Origin of the sequence: Nautilia sp. PV-1 (assembly GCF_004006315.1) — a bacterium.
Lineage (GTDB): Bacteria > Campylobacterota > Campylobacteria > Campylobacterales > Nautiliaceae > Nautilia > Nautilia profundicola_A.
On record NZ_CP026530.1, the window covers coordinates 689,711 to 709,923 of the forward strand.

Sequence of the window (20,213 nt, forward strand, 5' to 3'; positions counted from 1 at the left end):
AGTTTAAATGAAAATTACATTGGCATTCGGCGGTGGCGGAGAAGAAACAAATAAATTAATAAACGACCTGTTTTATAAAAATTTTTCAAATCCTGTATTGGAATCGGCTGAAGATGCGGCTGTAGTGGAAATGGACGGAAAAACGGCATTTACAACTGACAGTTTTACAGTCAGTCCCGTTTTTTTTAACGGAGGAAATATCGGAAAGCTAGCGGTAGCCGGAACATGCAACGATTTAGCGATGATGGGTGCCGAGCCGCAGTTTTTGACGTGCGGTTTTATGATTGAAGAGGGGCTTGAATTCAGCGAGCTTGAAAAGATTGTAAAAACAATGGCAAAAGAACTTGAAAAGGCGGGAGCTAAGATTGTCGCAGGTGATACGAAAGTCGTTCCTGCAGGAAGTGTCGATAAGATATTTATAAATACTTCCGGAATAGGGAAAATTATTAAACCTGGAATAAGCGCACATAATTTAAAAGAAGGCGATGTTATTATTGTAAGCCGTGACATTGGAAGACACGGAACAGTTGTTATGGCACACAGATATGAGGTTGAAACGGATCTGGAAAGCGACTGTAAAGTTTTATGGGACGAAGTAAAAGCCCTTATTGATGCGGATATTGATATTAAAGCGATGAGAGATGCCACAAGAGGAGGGCTTAGCGCCGTTTTAAATGAATGGGCACAGGCCAGTAATGTTGGTATTGAGGTATATGAAGATAAACTGCCGATTTCTGATGAGGTAATAGGTCTTTGTGAGATTTTCGGTTTTGAGCCTCTGGATTTGGCAAATGAAGGAACATTTATTGTCGCAGTTGACAAAAAAGATGCTCAAAAAGCCGAAGAAATATTAAGAAAATTTAATTCGTCTGCAAGTATTATAGGCAGTGTAAACAGCGATAAAAAGGTTGTGTTAAAATCTCCTTGGGGAAGTAAAAGATATATTGAACTGCCAAAAGGTGAATTATTGCCGAGAATTTGCTAAAATTACATAAATGAATAATTATTTATGAGGGGGCTTTGTGAGTAAACAAGAACAGATAGTCCGAATGTTTGACTCTATTGCAAACAGATATGATTTTGTAAATAGGGTTTTGACATTCGGAATAGATAAGAAATGGCGTCAGAACGCTATAAAAGACGCATTAAACGCAATTGATAAAAAAGAAGTGAAAATTTTGGATGTTGCATGCGGTACAGGCGATATGATTGAAATATGGCAAAAAGAAGCGTCTAAAAAGAACATATCTACTCGTATCTGCGGACTGGACCCAAGTGTGGGAATGCTTGAAGTAGCAAAAAACAGGTTTCCGAGTTTAAAATTTTATAATGCCTATGCTACGGATATACCTTGTCAAAGCAATACGATAGACGGTATAAGCATTTCTTTTGGAATCAGAAACGTACTGGAAATTAAAAAAGCTATAAGCGAATTCCACAGAGTACTGAAAACTGGAGGAATTGTTTTGGTGCTTGAATTTGTCAAAGCGGAAAATCCTAATAAATTCAGAAAATGTGTGGATTTTTATTCAAATAAGTTTTTGCCTAAAATCGGAGGAATATTGAGTAAGAATAAAGAAGCTTATGAGTATCTTCCTAACTCTATAGAAAATTTTTATACTCCAAGCGAGTTAATAGGGCTTTTTGAAGAATCCGGATTTAGCACTTTAAAACAAGACAGTTATAACTTTGGACAGGTAGGGGTCTTTATATTTAGAAAGTAAGGGATTTATAAAGACTCCTTTGCTTCTTTTATCTATTTGGTGACAGACACTAGCTGTTAATAAATGAAAAATTTAAAATAAATATATATCAATAATAATTTATAAAAAAATTTAGGTCAAACACTGTCATTATAAATAATAAAAAAAAAGAGGGAACTAACCTCCTCCTACAAAATTAAGAGCCTCTATTTTGTCATTTTCATGAAGAGTGTATTTGTCCCATTCGTCTTTTTTTACAATTTTCATATTAACGGCTACAGCCATTGTTTTATCAAGCACTTTTAAATCTTCTAAAAGCTTCTTGATTGTTGTGTTTTGTGCTATGTCTTTTTCGTGTCCGTTTATTATTATTTTCATCGCTTTCCTTAAATAGTGATTTCTTTAATATCTGCAATATCAAGAAATTCTTTATAGATTGACGCGATAAGGCTTTTTCTGTTGTGTCTTACTTTTTCATCTTCAACATTTACCATTACGTTATCAAAGAATTTGTCAATCAGAGGTTTTAACGAAATTAAAAAGTCCAGTTTTTCTTCAAGGTTGTCTATTGCGTTTACTTTTTTAAATTCATTCCATAAATTTCTCTCTTCATCTTTTTCAAAAAGATTCTCATCAACACTGATAGTGTTAAGATCAAAATCTTTAACAATATTAGCAACCCTTTTGAAGGTTGTTGAAAGCTCTTTAAAATCTTTAGAATTTACCATATTGTTAATCAGTTTTATTTTTTTGTCTATTTCAAGAAGATTACTTTCACCCGTGGCAAGAACGCTTCTTATTACTGACGGATTGATATTATAGAATTTGTACAGTCTTTCAAAAATGAATTCAATCAGCTGATTTGTATCGAATTCTTTATAAGCCGGTTTTAATTCGTTAATGATTTCTTTAATATCTAAAGGTATGCCGTTTTCATTGGCAATTTTAATCATGTAGTTTGCCGCACGTCTGAGTCCGAAAGGGTCTTTGTTTCCTTTTGGAATTTTGCCTATACTAAACAGAGCCATTAAAGTGTCCAGATTTCTTGCAATGTTTAATAATGCTGAGATTTTATTAGAGGCTCTGTCCGTATACTGCTCTTTTATTGCAGTTGCTATTTCGTCATCGATACCCTGGGCTTTTGCATAATAATATCCCATAATTCCCTGAAGTTCTGTAAATTCATAAACCATTTCAGTTAGAAGGTCGGCTTTTGCAAGATTAACGGCTTTTAGCAGTTTTTCTTTATCGGCATTATATTTGTCCGCCAGAATTTCTGCAATATTTTCTTCTCTTTTTACTTTATCGTATACGCTTCCTAAATTATCCATGTATACGATATTTTTAAGTCCTTCAATGCTAAGGCCGTTTTTCAGGTCGTTTTCCCAGAAGAATAAGGCGTCGCTTAGTCTGGCTCTTAAAACTTTTTCGTTTCCTGCAATAATTTTTGCAAAATTGTCGGTGTATGCATTGCTTACTACAACAAACGCGTTTGTAAGTTCTCCGTTTTTATATACCGGGAAATATCTTTGATGTTCTTTCATAGAAGTAATTATTACTTCAGGGGGAAGTACTAAAAACTCTTTGTCAAATTTTCCTAAAAGAGGCGTAGGATATTCAGTAATCGCAACTATTTCATCAAGAAGGTCTTCGTCAATTTCCACAGTGATATTATGCTCTTTTTGAAGTTTTTCTATTTCTCTTAATATCTTGGCTTTTCTTTCATCTTGGTATAAAATTACTCCGTTTTTGTCGAGTTTGCAGAAATAGTCTCCCACGTAGTTTATTTGTATGTCTTCTTTAAAAATTCTATGAGGTTTTGTAATGTTTGAAGATTTTACACAGTAAGCGTTAAATTCAACGGTTTCATCTTCAAACATACATAAAATCCATCTGACGGGTCTTATAAATTCTTCTTCGCATACTCCCCATTTCATTGTTTTTCCGAAATTTAAAGAATGCAACCATTCATTAATCATCTGAGGAAGCAGTTCTTTAGCCTCTTTTCCCTGTACTTCTTTTTGGAAATATGCAAATTCTTTGTTGCCTTTGGTTTTGAAAATCACATCTTCAGGAGCTATGCCGCATTTTTTTGCAAAACCTTCAAGTGCTTTAGGGTTTTTTTCAATAATTTCTTTAGGCGCTCCCCATATTTCTTCTACTTTGTCTTCCTGTTTTACCGGGAACTCTCTGTGCCATAATGTTAAACGTCTTGGCGTATAATAAAATGAAAAGTTTGCTTTTAAATCGTGTTTTTCTAAAATATCAAGCCATTTTTTTTCTATATTTGGCAGTTCTTTAAGAAGGGGAATTGCAGGAAGCTCTTCAACTCCGATTTCTATTAATAAAGGTTTTAACATTAAGTTTCCTTTTTGTTTGTAATTTTAACAAAATTGTTGTTATAATTTGTAAATTAATTTATTTTTAACTTGGGGAGAAGGATGAAAATGAGGCTGCTTGTTGCTTTGTTAATTGTTGCGACTTTTCTTTTTTCTTCAGAAAGTGTAAATTCTTTACTTAACGAAATTGAAAAAAAAGAAGATCTTTCACAGAAAACGAAACAGGAAAGTTTGGGTATTTCATATATTATTACTAGATATCAGCTGGATATGATGCAGGCGAGATATTTGAGAGATATTTTAAAAAATACGGTTGTCGGATATGATATAAGCAGATATGGTGTATTAGATCCGTGGAGTGCGAATAATTTACCTTATGCCAGCAGCGGAATAAGGGTTTTTATAGATAATCAGGAAATAACTACAGGCAAATACGACAACGGTGTTTTTTTATTAGGTAATATTAATCTTTCATTTGTCGATCATATTGAAATATATTATTTAAGCCCCTCGTATAAAATATCTACAGAACCCGCGTATGTGATAATTAAACTTTATTCGAAAAATCCTAAAAGAGATGAAGGTAAAAAATTTGCAGTCAGTTACAGTTCGTATAATTCTAATTCTGAATACTTTGATACAGCTGACGGAAATAAAAATTATTACTTTCATTTTTCAAGAAGCAAAGTAGGACATAAAGATATATATATTGACGGCAAGAATGTTTCAAGAAACGATTTAAATTATCACTGTTTTTGGACATACCAAAATGGAGACGCTAAATATCTTTTAAATGCTATTTATCATAAGCAAGATCCCTTTATGGGAATTAGTATGGATGGAAAACTTGACAGCGCTTATGAAAAGTACAAAGAGCTGCATTTTGGGACTGAACAGAAATTTGAGCAGGTGAATTTTAAATATACTTTAGATTATCTACAGGATTTTACCTACTTTTATGAAAAAAGCGGACTATTTTTAGAGCCGGTAAATACTTACCCATATTATATACCTATACAGAAAGTTGAGACTAAAGGTTATGATTTAGTTAATACCTTTAAAATAAATAAAGAGTCTAACTTTGAAAAACATAGACTTGTTTATGGGATTAGTTTAAGAAATAAACTGATGGATTATTATACTTTAAGACTCAATGATACCGATATAAATTATAACGGCATAAAACAGCAGAATATCGGAACAGTTTTTTTAGAAGACAACATTCAATTGAAGAGAAATTTTATAGTGACAATGGGTTATGAATTTAGCAGATATTTGAATGATATTATTGATAATTATAATTTACACCAGTATAAAGTTGGTACTACATATCTTTTTAATAAAAAAAATATATTAAAACTTTCATTCCAGCACATTGAATATACAGTACCTCCGTATTTATATAAAACTTTTTATGGCGACAATATATTAGATCCACAAAAAAATGATGTGTTTATTGCAAAATATAAAAAAATGTTCAATAATACAAATGAAATCGAATTAGTAGGATTTTACGGGATTAACAAAAACTTCCCGGTAACGCAGCAAGACGGAACTTTGAGAAGCTATGATAAGAATATTTATGTAAAAATGCTGGACTTAAAATATCATAAAAACTATAATGTAATTAATGACTTTATATTAGATTATATATATTTGAAACTGGAAAACGTTCCTTTAAACAGAACACATAAAGTTGTGCTTTTAAATACGCACAGATACAAACAGTTTGATTTTTTTGAAAATATCGTTTATAAAAACAACGAATACAAATTTAACGGTGAAAAATCAAAAAAAGAAGGTATTGATGTAAGTCTGGGTGTAAAATATAACTATAGTAAAAATTTGACGTTTTCTTTAAAAGGTGAAAATCTTCTTAATAGAGCATATGAAAATTCTTTTATTAGAGTTGTGAATTTTAATCTCAATGATCTGGAAAAAATAAACACTCAGTTAATCGATAGAAAAATTACTGTTGGAATGGAGTATTGGTTTTGAAAAAAATTATACTGCTGTTTTTTATTTTTTCAGGAATGTTGTTTTCTCAGGATATAGAAGTAAAACTGTTTTCAAAACTGTTTACAACACTGTTTAATAAAAAAACAGTGTTTGTTTATACTGAAAATAAAAAATATCAAAACCTGCAGTCAATTTTTCTTGTAAATGTTAAAGACTGTAAAAAAGCCGATATCGTTCTTGGAATTAGTAAAAAATGTAAAACGAAACCGCATTTTTTATTGGATTATTATAATTATAAGAAAGATAAAAATGCCATTGGAGCGTTTTACTGGAGAAAGGGCCGTCCTCAGCTGAGACTAAGAAAAAAAATGATATTAAAATATCATCTTTACATTTCTCCTGAATTTGAGGATTATCTGGAATGAAAAAGACAACATATATCTTAGGTGTTTTAATACTGATAATGATTGCCTTTTTATTGTGGGCATCAAATATTTTTCAGTCTACGGAATATAAAATAAGCAGAGATTTATTTAAATATCAGATAAAAGAAATGAAGTGTTTTATGAAAAATATAAATAGATACATATCTGTTGAATATGGGGATAACCTACTTGAATCTCTTAGAAGAAATCCAAAATTGAGAAAAGAGCTGAATTTTTATTTAAGCAGTTTTATGACCGGTAAAGTAAAAAATCTTTTTATTGTATACAAACCGGAAAATGAAAAATTTTTTAGAGTTTTAGCCGACGGAAGTAGAAACCCTGATGACAGATTTGCTTTTAATGAAAAATTTGAACCGTTGAAAAGTAAATACTGGTATAAGGTTTTAGCAACGAAAGAACCTATTGTATTTAAGCAGAAAATTAACGATATATGGACTACACTTTTATATCCGGTCGTAAAATTTAACAGGGTTGATTATATAATAGTAGTGGATTTTTCAGTACTGCCTCTTATTTTAATAAATAAAAACCTTGAAATACTTAAAGGAAATTTAAAAGTAATTATTTTTATAATGATTATGTCTGTAATAATACTGGTTATTTTTTTATTTTATGATTGGAAAAGACAGAGGGAAATGCAAAAACTTATTAACGAACTTCAAATATTAAACGATACACTGGAAGATAAAGTGAAGGAAGAAATAGAAAAAAACAGGGAAAAAGAAAAACAGCTTATACTGCAGTCAAGAATGGCCTTGATGGGAGAACTTTTGAGTATGATTGCCCATCAATGGAGACAGCCTCTTAATGTAATGGGACTGGTTGTTTCAAAACTGAAATTAAGATCTCAGCTTGGAGCTTTGACTGATGTCGAGATAAAAGAGGCTATTTCTAAAATAGACGAAATGATTAAACATTTAAGTAATACCATTGATGATTTTAGGAAGTTTTACAGAAAAGAAGATGATTTAAAATCTGTCAAGTTATATGATATAATTAATCAGACTTTGAATATAGCCAAGGCTTCAATAGAAAATAAGAATATCCAGATAAAATTAAATATAAATTGTCCAAAAGAATTAAAAACATTTCCTAATGAATTAAAACAGGTGCTTTTAAATATTATAAAAAATGCGGAAGATATTTTGGTGGAAAGAAAAATAAAAAATCCGTATATTGAAATCAGTGCGTATTTTGATAAAAAAGAAAAATTATGCGTTTTAGAAATAAAGGATAACGCCGGAGGTATCAGAGAAGATATTATAGATAAAATTTTTAATCCATATTTTACTACAAAGGATGAAAGAAATGGTACGGGGCTTGGTTTATATATGAGTAAACAGATTGTAGAAGAAAGGTTAAAAGGTAGGTTAATAGCGTATAACGATGACAAAGGTGCTGTGTTTAGAATAGAATTAAAGGCTGGGTATGAATAATTTACATGAAATAATAAACTTTACTAAGAATTTTACTGTTTTATATGTAGAAGACAATGAAGATGCTAGAATTGAAACAAAACAGATTCTTAAAGATTTTTTCAAAAATGTTATTACAGCGGTTGACGGAGAAGACGGTTTAAATAAATTTAAAAACAATAAAGTGGATGTTGTTATAACTGACATTAATATGCCTAAAATGAACGGGCTGGAAATGATTAGGCGTATTAAAGAAATAAAACCGGATATAAGTACGCTTGTCGTGTCAGCTTATAATGAAACGGAATATTTTATTGAAGCAATCAAACTTGGTGTTGACGGATTTGTATTAAAACCGTTTGAAATTGAACAGTTTGTTGATATGATACAAAAAATAGCTCAAAATCTGATTTTAAAAAAACAGGCTGAAGAGTTTGAAAATCTTTTAAAACAGTATCAGAATATTGTAGACAAAAGCGTGATGGTTGCCAAATTCGATATAGAAAAAAAGTTTACTTACGTAAACGACGAATTTTGTAAAATACTTGGATATGATAAAGACGAAATAATAGGAAAAGAAATTGAATATATTTTGCATCATCCTGAAAAAATCAAAGAAGAAATCGAATATTTTTGGAAAAAAATAATTGAAGACAAAAAACTTTGCACCACTTTAATAAAAGCAAATGATAAAAACGGAAAAATTATTTATATTAAAACTATTGTAAGCCCAGTACTTGATGAAAACGATAATATAATAGAGCTGATATCTCTTTGTTACGATATTAGTGAAATGATGAAACCTAAAAAACTGTTATATGATTATATAGAAAACGCAAAAGAACCTTTTGTGGCTTTAATAGAGATCGAAAATTTCCAAAGTTTCAGTAATTTTTTCGGTGAAAAAATTGCTGAAACCATTGAAAACAAATTTGAAGAATACCTCGAGGACCTTTTGCCAAGAGGTTTAGATAAAATATTTGATCTTGATGACGGTGTTTATGCAATTGTTACAGATTTGAGTCAAGACGGGATATGTTACAGACAGTATATTGAAGAGCTGAAAAATTTACAAAAAAAGATTAATTATTCTCAACTGGATATAGGAGAATTTTTATATGACGTTACAGTAATAATGAGCGTTTCCAAAGGTAAAGAGGCTTTTGAAAATGCCAGAATAGGTATGTTTAAAATTAAATCGAACAAGGATTCTTTTATAGTTGCCGACGGACTTCTTGAAAAAGAAAAAAAAGTGGCTCAGGAAAACCTTCAGATACTTCATATATTAAAAGAAGCGATAGACAATAAAAACATAGTCTGTTTTTATCAGCCTATAATTGATAACGAAACAAAAAAAATAGTTAAATATGAAACTCTAGTGAGGATAGAATATAATAATGAAATTATACCGCCTGCAAAATTTATAGACGTTGCAAAGCAGGGGATTTATTATTCCAAAATTACCGAGATAGTATTAAGTGAAGCTTTCGATATTGTTAAAAAAATGAAAGATTACGATATTAGTATAAATATCTCTGAAATAGATATCGAAAAAGAGATAGTAAGAGAACTTATTTATGAAATGTTGAGTAAAAATAAAGAATATGCAAAATATGTTACTTTTGAACTGTTGGAAGATGCGGATGTGGAAAAATATGACGTTTTGCATGAATTTATTAATAAAATTAAAGATCTCGGTGTAACCATTGCGATAGATGATTTCGGAAGCGGTTATTCGAATTTTGTAAGACTGATAAATTATAAACCGGATTATCTAAAACTGGACGGAACACTGATAAAAGATATTCATAAAGATAAATTTTCTTACAGCGTAGTAAAATCGATTGTAGAATTTGCCAAAGCAAATGAAATTAAAACTATAGCCGAGTTTGTTGAAAATGAAGAAATTTTTAAGACTGTGAAAGAGCTTGGAGTTAATTATTCTCAAGGATATTACTTTGGAAAACCTCAGAGACTAGCTTTATAAGGAAGAATATGGAGCCTAAAATTTTTGAAAAACATATTGTCGTAAAAAAAGAAGATATTGATTTTAATGGACATGTAAACAATCTGAAATACCTTGAATGGATGATAAACATAGCTATGGAACATTCTACGCATGAAGGTTTCGGAGTCGATTATTATAAAAAGCACGGTGTGAGCTGGGTAGCCAGGAAACACTGCATAGAATACAGACTTCCGGCATTTGAGGGAGATGAACTTATATTAAAAACATGGATTGATGAGGTTAAAAAACTGCTTGTAATCAGAAAATACGAAATTTACAAAAACGATAAACTGATCACATCCGGATTTAGCGAATGGGTTTTTGTAGATTTTAAAACACAAAGACCGAAAAAAATTCCGGAAGATATTATAAAAAAATTTATTATAGAATAAATATATTATTCGAAATTTTTTAAAAATTCCAAAATTCCTTTTATGATGTCTTTCGGGCTTGGAGGACATCCCGGAATAAAATAATCTATTTTTAAATCATTTCCTTTAATCGCATACGTTTTTTCAAAAACTCCCAAATCTTTTACGCAGTCCCCCACTGCGATAACCCATTTAGGACTTGGCATCTGATTATAGCAGTCGATTGCGTGATGATACATGTTCATGGTCATAACGCCGCTTAACAACATAACGTCAGCGTGTCTCGGGCTTGCCACGAAATGGATTCCAAGCCTTTCAAGGTCGTAATACGGATTGCTTAGCGCGTTGCATTCGGCTTCGCATGCGTTACAGCTTCCGCTATCTACCATTCTTATGGCGAGACTTCCAGCAAAATGTTTTTTGATTTTGTCTTTTATCTGTTTTTTTATCTGTTCAAGTTCTTTATCAAATTCGGGATTTTCCGTGAGGATTCCCGTTTTTATTCTTTTTTCCCAGAATCTAAGCATTTTTCAGTCCTTTATATAGGAAATATTTTAAACTTTCTAAAAGCACTCAGCAAGAGTGCGGATTTTAGATATTTCAAAAAAGCTAAAAAGTGCAAACGCAAGCGCCCTTTGAGTTTAGAGCACTTTTTTATACGCTTTTTTTCCATTAAAATCAGCAATTGTTTCACTTTATTTAGTAAATTTTTATTTTAATTTACAAATCGTTCCCCGCATAACTCAAATCGAAACTTTTGTTTATCAGCGGAAAATCGGCGATAATATCTTTGTAAATGGTCGTATGAAACGCCTGCCAGTTTATGTGCGAAGGGTCGCGCGCGTAAAACCTCTCAACCGCGCCGTTTTTTATTTTCATATACATAAAAAGTTCTCCGATTGAGCTTTCCACAAAGCTCATGTATTCGCCGTCTTTAAAGCTATTAAGTATATATTTTTCTTTTTTATCCGTTTTGAAATTTTTTATCATTTCTATGGAATTAAGCACTTCTTTTATTCTGACTTTAAACCTGTCCCCGACTTCACCCTTCACGCCAAACTGCATTTTATATCCGAAATTTTTATAAAAAACATTATCCCTCACGTCGATTTTAATTCCGCTGGCTCTTGCGCCGACTCCCACTACGCCGTATTTTATCGCTTTTTCCCGGCTGAGCGCCCCGGTGGTATTGAATCTGTCCCAAAGACTTGCGATGTCGTCCGTCCAGTCTTCGAAAAACTCCACTTCTTTTTTAAGATAATTTACAAAATCAACGAGCGTTTCGTAATCAACCGAGAGCTCTTCTTTTATAGCTCCAAAACCGAATCTGTGCCCGGTGATTTTTGCCATAACCCTTCTTGCGTCTTCACTTAGTTTGCTCATAAAAGCAAGGGCAGGGGCAAATCCGGCGTCGTTTGGAATGAACCCGAGGTCCGTTAAGTGATGAATTATTCTTTCAAGCTCAAGCAGGGTGTAATATTTTTGTTTTAGAGAATTTGGGATTTCGGTTTCACTTGCCTGGGCCAAAATATCCATAAACGCTATCTGATAAGCGATGCTTTCATTCCCGCTTATTCTTTCAACAATTTTTTTTATTTCTAGGGGTTTTTTGCCTTCGACCATTTTTTCGATTCCGCGGTATTTGTAATAATGCCTGACTTCAAGGTGAAGTATTTCTTCTCCCGCCTGTGAAAATTGAAAATGTCCTGGTTCTATTATTCCGGCGTGAATTGGACCAACCGGCACGACAAAAACGTTGTCACCTTCTATTTCTTCATATTTATAAGGCTTGTATTCGTCAAATTCAACGTCTTTTTTGTCAAAATCTTTTCTCAAAGGGAAGATATTTTTTGGAAATCTTTCGTGTTTAACGAGGGGTCTTTTATCAAACGCCCCTTCAAATTCTATTCCGAATTCGTCTCTTATTTTTCTTTCCATCCAAATGGCTGAGGGATATTTTGGCATAATGGATTTTACGATAGGATTTTGTTTATCGACTTTTTGGCGGCGTATTTCCTTGTCAAAAACGTCTATAATTTCAAAATGCTCAGTATTATCCAGTGCAAATCTTGCTATCAGTCTCATTTTACGATCCCTTCTATAAAATCAAAACTTTGCGGAAGTAACAATAGCGCGGTTGATATAAAAAGAATAAAAACGGCGATTATTTCACTAATGTAAACTTTTTTTTCTTTTTTATCGCCCGCATATAGCATATCCTGATAAATATGGACGAATCTGTAAAAAATAATGCTTAAAAGTCCTAAAATCGCAAAAATAGCAAAAAGCATCAAAAATAAATAGTATGAATCTTTTGCGACGTCCACCATTGCCTTAAATCCGTATATTTCACTGAAAAACATAGGACTCGGAGGCAGTGAAATTACTCCCAAAAAAAGAGCCGCTATCATAAACGCCGCAAATTTATTGACGTTTTTTAACGCTCCTCTGAAAAGATATTTTTTGTTTTGTTCTAAAACCTGTGAACTTATAAAAAGCCCCGGTTTCATAAATGCGTGTGCCGCAAAATGAAGCAGTGCTGCAAAATATCCCCCGCTAATCCAAAAGAGCGCGATCAGACTCATATGCTCAATTCCGGAAAGCGAAAAAAGACGAACGAAATCTTTTGCCCTGTAAAGCAGGAAACTTATAAAAAATAAAGTTACAAGTATATATCCGTATCCGATACCGATTAAATGGAAATAATTTATATGTTTTTCTATTTCGCTGAATCTGAAAAACCCTAAAATTATCGCACTCTCAAGAATTCCGCTAAACAGTGCCCCCACCTGATAAATGGATGCCCTTTCAATGTCCGCAAGCCATAGATTCATAGGGAAAAATCCCATTTTTATGAACATTCCGACCATTACGAATAAAAATCCTAGCTCAAAAAGATAATTGTTTATTTTTCTGGTGTTATTCATAAGGGCGTAAAAATTCATGGCGTAATCACCTAAAACATCTTTGCTTGATGCGTAAATTAGAATAATTCCAAAAAGAATGAGAGATATTGCTATAGCCCCTACGATTAGATATCTCCAGGCTTCAATGTCGGCTTCTTTTGTGATTTTTACTTTTATCATATAAACGGTTGAAAGGGTCGCAAATTCAAGTCCTATCCAATAAAGCCCCATGTTGTTAGAAACGATTGAGATAATAATTCCAAGCCAGAAAACCGCAAAAAACCTGTAAAACCGTTTAATTGATTTGTAGTTTAAGTTTATTCTCTCAGGCAGTGAAATCATCGAAACGAATACCGCTACGGCGACTATTGAAGATACAGTCAAAACAAAACCTCCAAGTTTATCGACAAAAAAATATTTATTGATAAACGGATGAAATAATACATAAATCACCCCGATCGCAATAGTTGAAGAAATAATGGCCATAAGCGTTCTGTTTATTTTAAAATAACTTAGTATAAAAATTAAAACCGGCGGTACGAAAAGAAATTCCATCTATTCTCCTTGATATTTAAAAAGTAGATTGATTATCAGAATAAACATCATTAAATCAAAAAACACGCCAAGCTCTATCAGCATAGGCATACCGTTCGTTGCGACTACGCCTAGTAAAAATAGGGCGTTTTCGATGAATAAAAATCCGACTATTTTTGCAATCATTCTTTTGTGTTCCATTATCAGCAAAAGGGCTAAAAACAGAGAACTTATAGAAATTGCAACGAAATTCGGATGCGTTTGAAACGTTTTTAAGACAGGTGTTATGAGATAATAGGTAAATACCAGAATTACGGGTACGAGTATCGTTAAATACTGGATTTTTATAATCGGCGTAATGTCCCTTGAAATTTTGAATTTGAACGTTATTTTTTTCAGAATAAAAGGAATGATTAAAAATTTTACCAGTATCGTAATTATTCCCATAACTATAAGCTCGTTAAGACCGTAAACGCTTCCAAGTGTAATTCCTATAAGTCCCAAAATAAGCGAATTAATCCCGTACCAGAAATAGAGCCTGAAAAGCCTGTTCGTAAAAAGAGCCGTTATCAGTACGGCGATAAAAAATCCTATTAAAACATTTATCATTTTATTCTCCCACTACATAATAAATAAATAGAGATAAAAAACCAAAAATTATCGCAATGCCAAGAAGATTTGGAACTTTAAAAAGTCTGAGTTTTGCTGTATTTACCTCTATAAAAGCTACCAAAACTGAAACTAAAATTAATTTTATTATAAAAACTAAAACAGCCAAACACCAGCAAAGATTTGTTCCAAAAGGTAAAAAGAGACTTACAAATAAATTTGCGAAAATTGCAAATTTAAGCGCATTTGCCGTCTCTATCAGAGCCAAATCGGCTCCCGTGCTTTCAAGAATCATGGCTTCGTGCACCATCGTCAGTTCAAGATGAGTTTCAGGGTTGTCCACAGGTATTCTTCCGTTTTCTGCTATTAAAATAATAAAAAAGCTGATTGCCGCCAATATAAAACTTGCTGCGTGGTTTATATCGAAGTGATTATTAAGATTTAACACCGCTCCACTGATCCCAATGCTTTTTCCAATAAGCGAAATACTGAATATTGTTAAGATCATAGCTGGTTCTACGAGTGCCGAAATAAACGCTTCACGACTGCTGCCTATTCCTCCAAAGGCGCTTGCACTGTCAAGCCCTAGAAGCATCAAAAAGAAAGTGGAAAGCGACAAAAGCCCCGTAATTGTAAATGCGTCTATAAATGAAATATAAAAACTTTTACTAAAAACGGGCGGCATTAAAAACACCACCACTACTATCGGAGCCAAAATCATAAATACCGCAATTCTGCTCATAATACTTGATTCTTTGGCGTAAACCAGCTCTTTGTTGATGAGTTTCATAAAATCGACATACGGCTGAAAAGGTGAAAGCGGTTTTTTAAACAAAAGATACATTTTAACGGATTTCGTAAGTCCCAGTAAAAACGGTGCTATTAAAAAAATAATTAGAATGGTTAGCAAATAATTTATCATTTTTTCTCTCCGAAAATGAATTTGTAAAATATCGCCATTACCACAATTTCAAGCAAAATATTCCCCCAGTTGTATTCTTTGTAAAACACTCTGAAACTGAAAAGCGTAAAAATTAAAAGCATAAAAATAAGGCTTGAATATTTGGTTCTTTCAAAATGTGAAAGTCTGTATACGAAATAGCTTAAATAATTTAGTCCTTTTACTACACTGTCATACAGACTTTTTTCAAAAAGAGGTTTTATATGCACTTCGTAAAGTGATGACGAAAATTTGGTTTTGTGACCGGCGAGGGTCTGAGTGTGAGTATGCACTTCAGGGCGGTAAAGCCACTCAAAAAATCTTCTGATAGGTCCGGCAAAACCGGTGGCAGAATATTGGCTTTTTGCGGATGTGTTGTATCCGCATGCCCATGTATGATAAATTCTGATTTTCGGATTTAGGTATTTGTAAAATGCGTATATAGCAGATACGACGATTATCAGTCCCGCCAAAATCAAAATAGGCGCAACCGCTCCGTTTGAATTAAGTGAATGCATAACCCAGATATTTTGGAAAAGTTTATGATAAATATCTGCAATCGGCATGGAGTGGTTTATTATTTTTATAAAGAAAGGCATAAAAAGCATGAGCGAAATTACAACACCGGCCATTAAAATCTGACCTGTGAGCATTAATCTGTTTACCTCTTTTGCGTGTTTTGCGTTTTCGCTTCTGCTTAGTCCCAAAAAGGTAATACCAAAGGCTTTTACAAAACAGGCTATTGCAAGACCTCCGGTGAGGGCAAGGGCGAAAATCGCAAAAGGGAATGAAAGTTTAAGCACGAGATTATCAATACCGCTGGAGTTAAGCATACTTTGAAATATCATCCATTCGCTCAAAAATCCGTTTGTAGGAGGAAGTGCGGAGATTGAAATAGCCGCTGTTAAAAACATAAAAGCGGTTATCGGCATTAATTTGATAAGTCCTCCGTAACTTTCGATGTTTTTTGTATGAGTTGCATACAAAACGCTTCCCGCGCTCATAAAAAGGAGGGATTTAAAGCTCATGTGGTTAAACGTGTGATACACGGCCGCAATAAACGCAAATGCCGCCAAAACAGGAAGTTTTAAGTAGGTAAAAATCATACCCACCCCTATACCTATAAGGATAATTCCTATATTTTCTATGGAGTGGTTTGCAAGAAGAGCTTTGATATCGTGGCTCGCTATTGCGTATAATACCCCGACAAGAGACGAAATTGCGCCAAGTGCCAAAATTATTACTCCCCATTCAATCTGCCAATTCGGGATAATAAAAAGAAATCTCAAAAATGCGTAAATCGCGACTTTAAGCATAACACCGCTCATTAAAGCCGATACCGGAGAAGGGGCCGCCGGATGGGCGTATGGCAGCCATACGTGAAGAGGCACGACCCCGGCTTTACTTAAAAATCCTATCGTTATCAAAAAAAAGAGAATTGAAGGGTATTTAAACTCAGCCGCAAGGTTTGAGAGGGTGTGAAAATTGGTAAACAAGGAATTTCCGCCAAGCATTAAGAAAAACATTAATATAAAAACAAACCCAAAATGCGTCATAAAGAAATAAAATCTTCCGGCTTTTACCGCTTCATCGGTCGGTTCTGTTAGGATTAACTGCCAGCTGCTGAGACTCATCAGCTCCCAGAAAAACAAAAACGGAAGTATCTCGTTTGATAAAACGACGCCTATCATGGAAATAATAAAAGTAAAGTAATGGATAAGAAAATGCGTTTTTCTTTTTATATGCGAAAGATATCCAGCCATATAAAAAAGATTCGGAATAACCCCAAGTAGAATTAAAAACAAAAACAACACTGAAAGTGGATTTAAATTAAACATTAACTTTGCCTTTAAGTAAATTTTAAGGAAAGAAAAACTGATGAAATTATACTATTTCTTACTTATAAAATTCTTAAAAAATTAAAAAAAATATTAATATGTTACAAAATTACTCAGTAAGAATTTATAATTTTGATAAATAGGTTCGTCCACATACAGGCCGTCAAAGGTAAACGGTCCTTCTTTTTCAAACCTTTCTACTATTATTTTTGCAAACTCCAAATCTTCATCAAATATTTTATTCGCTATTTCGCACTGGGCAGGAGTTATACATCCCACTCCCTGAATGCCGAGGTTCTTTTGTATTAAGCACCATTTTTTAAACCCTTCAAGATCTTTGTAATGCTGATATACAAATCCAATCGGGGTTATGTTTAAATATCTGCTTGTGAGTGAAAAATCGCTTAAAATTTTATGGATCAGAGGATTTTCCGGCGTAATTACCGAATGTGAAATTTTAAGTTCGTTAAGAAGATCGTAAATACCTATGTAAAACGTAGTAAGTTTCGGATGCTTAAGCTCTTTTAAATTAAAAAACGCTTCTTTTGTTTCTATTGAGGCGTGTATTTCCTTGTCCGTTTTCATAAAAACGTCGTCAATTTCTTCGATACTGTTAACTTTTGGAATTCTAAACGCATTGAAACTGAATTTATCTAAAAATTTAATATCTTCAAGACCTCCTTCGTTTATAGGATTGACTCTTATTACAATTTCTTTCCCGCTGTTTTTTAAGTTGGATAAAAATACGGCTGTCATTATTCTTGCTATTTCTTTTTTTTCTTTCGGGACGCCGTCTTCAAGATTTAGCATTATTACATCTGCCGGAAGAGAGTCTATTTTGTTTAGATGTTTAACCTGATGGCCGCTTACCATAAGAACGCTTCTTTTTTTTGTACTGAATAACTGGGAAGAATATGAATGTTTAATATAGGAGAGGGCTTTTTTGATATCGTTGGTTTTGACAATGTTTTCAAATTCCGAGATGTCTTCGAAGATCATGGTCAGTCCTTTTATTTGAGATATAACAGCAGCGCTTTTATTTCATCGTTGGTGAGATAATCGTATTTCGGCATAATGTTCATAAATCTGAGAGGTGATTTAGGGTTTTTGCGAAGTACCGGTTTTATTTTTATCTGATGGAAAAGTGCTTTTTTTAGCTTATCAAATGTTATGTTTTTGATAGGAACCGTTTTAATGATTACTTTTTTATCTTTTGAATTAATGTAAGAGGTAATAACTTTGCCTTTTCCTTTTATACCGTGACATTTTGCACAGCTTATTCCTCTTGGGTTGTTGTAGAGCATTTTGCCGTATTCCAGGTTTGTAATGAACCAGTTGTCTTCTTTAGCGTAAAGAAAAACAAACAAAGTGGCAAAAAATAATCGAATTAACATTAACTTTTACCTTTTATGTTAAAATTTCAAATATTTCTCATTTTATCAAAAAGGAAAGATAATGACAATTCTTGATGGAAAAAAACTATCCGAAAAAATAAAAGATAATTTAAAAACAGAAGTTGAAGAGTTAAAAAACAAAGGGGTAACTCCCGGGCTTGCCGTAATACTTGTAGGTGACGATCCTGCAAGTCATACATATGTAAAAATGAAAAAAAATTCATGTCAAAAAGTAGGTATTTACAGTGTGGTACATGAATTTCCTGAAAGCATAACCGAAAAAGAGCTTTTATCAACTATAAAAATGATAAATGAAAATCCTAATATACACGGGCTTTTAATTCAACTACCACTGCCAAAACATATAGATACCACAAAAATACTTGAAGCGGTGGATCCGAGCAAGGACGTAGACGGTTTCCATCCTTATAATATGGGAAGACTTGTCGAAGGGCTTGATACTTTTGCTCCTTGTACGCCTTTAGGTGTAATGGAACTTTTTGAAGAATATGACATTGATCTTAAAGGAAAAGACGTTTGCGTAGTTGGTGCGAGCAATATTGTAGGTAAACCTATGTGGGCGCTTCTTGTAAACGCATGGGCTACTGTTGATATCTGCCACATAGAAACAAAAGACTTATCCGCCCATACAAAAAGAGCTGACATAGTAATAGTAGGAGTCGGAAAGCCTAATCTGATTACAGCAGATATGGTAAAAGACGGAGTGATTGTTATAGATATAGGTATTAACAGACTGGATGACGGTAGACTTGTAGGTGATGTTGATTTTGAAAACGTAAGTAAAAAGGCTTCATATATTACTCCCGTACCTGGCGGTGTAGGGCCTATGACAATTGCTATGCTTCTTAAAAATACTGTAAAAGCCGCTAAAAATTTTGCGAAAGAGGTTAAATGAAAGAGAAACTGAAAAAACTGTATAACTGGTCGAATACATGGACCGGCACTATTGTTATTGTTTTACTTATTATTTTCTTTTTGGCTCAGGCTTTTGTAATTCCGAGCGGCAGTATGAAAAGAACGCTAATGCCGGGAGACGCGCTTTTTGCCAAAAAATTTGCATACGGAGTTCCAATTCCTCATATTCCCTGGTTAGAGATACCGCTGCTACCGGATTTCAGGGGTGACGGGCATCTAATCGACGGTCCGAGACCAAAAAGAGGAGATATAGTTATATTCAGATACCCTGTAAATCCTAAACTTCACTTTGTTAAAAGATGCGTGGCCGTAGGCGGCGACAAATTGATGGTTAGGAATAAAAATCTGTATTTAAGAGTTGAAAACAATGATGAAAAAACAGTTGCTTTTGCTAAAAAAATGAAAGCGAAAGTAGTTGAGATTAACGGTGAAAAATGGGCTCTTAATCCATATATGAAAATGCATCCCGGTATTCATCACGATCCTAAAGTGGATTTTCCTGAAGAAGTTATTAATTACGGACCTGTAATAGTGCCTAAAGACAATTATTTTATGATGGGTGACAATAGAGACCACAGTGACGACAGCAGATTCTGGGGACCGGTGCCGTATAAACTGATAGTAGGGAAACCTTGGTTTATCTATATGAGCTGGGTAATGCAAAAACCTGGAGAGGACGAAGCTGAAAACTGTCCAAACTATACAATCAGATGGAACAGAATAGGTAAAACGATCAATGAAATTGAAAATGAACTAAGAGAAGGTAAAAAGCCGTATCTGACAGCCGGCTGTAATCCTAATGCAGATTAATTAAA

At 33.2% G+C, this 20,213-nt stretch carries 19 protein-coding genes; 9 read left to right on the top strand and 10 right to left on the bottom strand.

Going from position 1 to position 20,213, the window contains the following annotated elements:
• Positions 1–7: 7 nt before the first annotated feature.
• The gene (gene hypE, locus C3L23_RS03810) at positions 8–985 is read left to right on the top strand and encodes a hydrogenase expression/formation protein HypE (protein ID WP_127680009.1); all 978 of its coding nucleotides are present in this window, start codon (positions 8–10) and stop codon (positions 983–985) included.
• A 37-nt stretch (positions 986–1,022) separates the two neighbouring features.
• Positions 1,023–1,724, top strand: a complete 702-nt coding sequence (gene ubiE, locus C3L23_RS03815; RefSeq protein ID WP_127680011.1) for a bifunctional demethylmenaquinone methyltransferase/2-methoxy-6-polyprenyl-1,4-benzoquinol methylase UbiE — start codon at positions 1,023–1,025, stop codon at positions 1,722–1,724.
• Between the two features lie 156 nt (positions 1,725–1,880).
• On the opposite strand, the gene thiS is transcribed toward ubiE, so the two are convergent.
• Positions 1,881–2,081 carry a sulfur carrier protein ThiS gene (gene thiS / locus C3L23_RS03820; protein WP_127680013.1) on the bottom strand — a complete coding sequence of 67 codons (201 nt, stop codon included), beginning with the start codon at positions 2,079–2,081 and terminating at the stop codon, positions 1,881–1,883.
• 8 nt (positions 2,082–2,089) lie between these two features.
• A complete protein-coding gene (gene glyS, locus C3L23_RS03825; protein WP_127680015.1) occupies positions 2,090–4,063 on the bottom strand; it encodes a glycine--tRNA ligase subunit beta in 1,974 nt (657 codons plus the stop codon).
• An 87-nt stretch (positions 4,064–4,150) separates the two neighbouring features.
• Between glyS and C3L23_RS03830 the strand changes: the two genes are divergently transcribed.
• From C3L23_RS03830 to C3L23_RS03850, 5 genes are read left to right on the top strand one after another with little or no spacing between them, the layout of a single operon-like run.
• Positions 4,151–6,040: a hypothetical protein gene (locus tag C3L23_RS03830; RefSeq protein WP_127680017.1), complete on the top strand. Its 1,890-nt coding sequence runs from the start codon at positions 4,151–4,153 to the stop codon at positions 6,038–6,040.
• Complete coding sequence (locus C3L23_RS03835) at positions 6,037–6,426, top strand: hypothetical protein (protein ID WP_127680019.1); 390 nt, start codon at positions 6,037–6,039, stop codon at positions 6,424–6,426. The genes C3L23_RS03830 and C3L23_RS03835 overlap by 4 nt, the downstream gene beginning before the upstream one ends.
• Positions 6,423–7,883, top strand: coding sequence for a sensor histidine kinase (locus C3L23_RS03840; protein ID WP_127680021.1), 1,461 nt, complete (start codon positions 6,423–6,425; stop codon positions 7,881–7,883). The genes C3L23_RS03835 and C3L23_RS03840 overlap by 4 nt, the downstream gene beginning before the upstream one ends.
• A complete protein-coding gene (locus C3L23_RS03845) occupies positions 7,876–9,849 on the top strand; it encodes an EAL domain-containing protein (protein ID WP_127680023.1) in 1,974 nt (657 codons plus the stop codon). The genes C3L23_RS03840 and C3L23_RS03845 overlap by 8 nt, the downstream gene beginning before the upstream one ends.
• A gap of 8 nt (positions 9,850–9,857) precedes the next feature.
• The gene (locus C3L23_RS03850; RefSeq protein ID WP_127680025.1) at positions 9,858–10,262 is read left to right on the top strand and encodes a thioesterase family protein; all 405 of its coding nucleotides are present in this window, start codon (positions 9,858–9,860) and stop codon (positions 10,260–10,262) included.
• A gap of 5 nt (positions 10,263–10,267) precedes the next feature.
• Here C3L23_RS03850 and C3L23_RS03855 read toward each other — a convergent pair whose 3' ends face one another.
• The 8 genes from C3L23_RS03855 to C3L23_RS03890 all read right to left on the bottom strand — a co-directional run bounded on the left by C3L23_RS03855 (position 10,268) and on the right by C3L23_RS03890 (position 18,462).
• Positions 10,268–10,768: an NADH-quinone oxidoreductase subunit B family protein gene (locus C3L23_RS03855; RefSeq protein WP_127680027.1), complete on the bottom strand. Its 501-nt coding sequence runs from the start codon at positions 10,766–10,768 to the stop codon at positions 10,268–10,270.
• Positions 10,769–10,961: 193 nt separating this feature from the next.
• Positions 10,962–12,326 (bottom strand): NADH-quinone oxidoreductase subunit C, encoded by a 1,365-nt coding sequence (locus C3L23_RS03860; protein WP_127680029.1) that lies wholly within the window; start codon positions 12,324–12,326, stop codon positions 10,962–10,964.
• Positions 12,323–13,702, bottom strand: a complete 1,380-nt coding sequence (locus C3L23_RS03865; RefSeq protein WP_127680031.1) for a proton-conducting transporter membrane subunit — start codon at positions 13,700–13,702, stop codon at positions 12,323–12,325. The genes C3L23_RS03860 and C3L23_RS03865 overlap by 4 nt, the downstream gene beginning before the upstream one ends.
• A complete protein-coding gene (locus C3L23_RS03870; protein WP_127680033.1) occupies positions 13,703–14,290 on the bottom strand; it encodes a hydrogenase in 588 nt (195 codons plus the stop codon).
• A 1-nt stretch (position 14,291) separates the two neighbouring features.
• The gene (locus C3L23_RS03875; RefSeq protein ID WP_127680035.1) at positions 14,292–15,212 is read right to left on the bottom strand and encodes a respiratory chain complex I subunit 1 family protein; all 921 of its coding nucleotides are present in this window, start codon (positions 15,210–15,212) and stop codon (positions 14,292–14,294) included.
• A complete protein-coding gene (locus C3L23_RS03880) occupies positions 15,209–17,068 on the bottom strand; it encodes a proton-conducting transporter membrane subunit (RefSeq protein WP_127680037.1) in 1,860 nt (619 codons plus the stop codon). The genes C3L23_RS03875 and C3L23_RS03880 overlap by 4 nt, the downstream gene beginning before the upstream one ends.
• 93 nt (positions 17,069–17,161) lie before the next feature.
• Positions 17,162–18,067, bottom strand: coding sequence for a CoA ester lyase (locus C3L23_RS03885; RefSeq protein ID WP_127680039.1), 906 nt, complete (start codon positions 18,065–18,067; stop codon positions 17,162–17,164).
• 11 nt (positions 18,068–18,078) lie between these two features.
• Positions 18,079–18,462 carry a cytochrome c gene (locus tag C3L23_RS03890; protein ID WP_127680041.1) on the bottom strand — a complete coding sequence of 128 codons (384 nt, stop codon included), beginning with the start codon at positions 18,460–18,462 and terminating at the stop codon, positions 18,079–18,081.
• A 61-nt stretch (positions 18,463–18,523) separates the two neighbouring features.
• On the opposite strand from C3L23_RS03890, the gene folD reads away from it, so the two are divergent.
• Positions 18,524–19,378, top strand: a complete 855-nt coding sequence (folD, locus tag C3L23_RS03895) for a bifunctional methylenetetrahydrofolate dehydrogenase/methenyltetrahydrofolate cyclohydrolase FolD (RefSeq protein WP_127680042.1) — start codon at positions 18,524–18,526, stop codon at positions 19,376–19,378.
• A complete protein-coding gene (gene lepB / locus C3L23_RS03900) occupies positions 19,375–20,208 on the top strand; it encodes a signal peptidase I (protein WP_127680043.1) in 834 nt (277 codons plus the stop codon). The genes folD and lepB overlap by 4 nt, the downstream gene beginning before the upstream one ends.
• Positions 20,209–20,213: the final 5 nt, after the last annotated feature.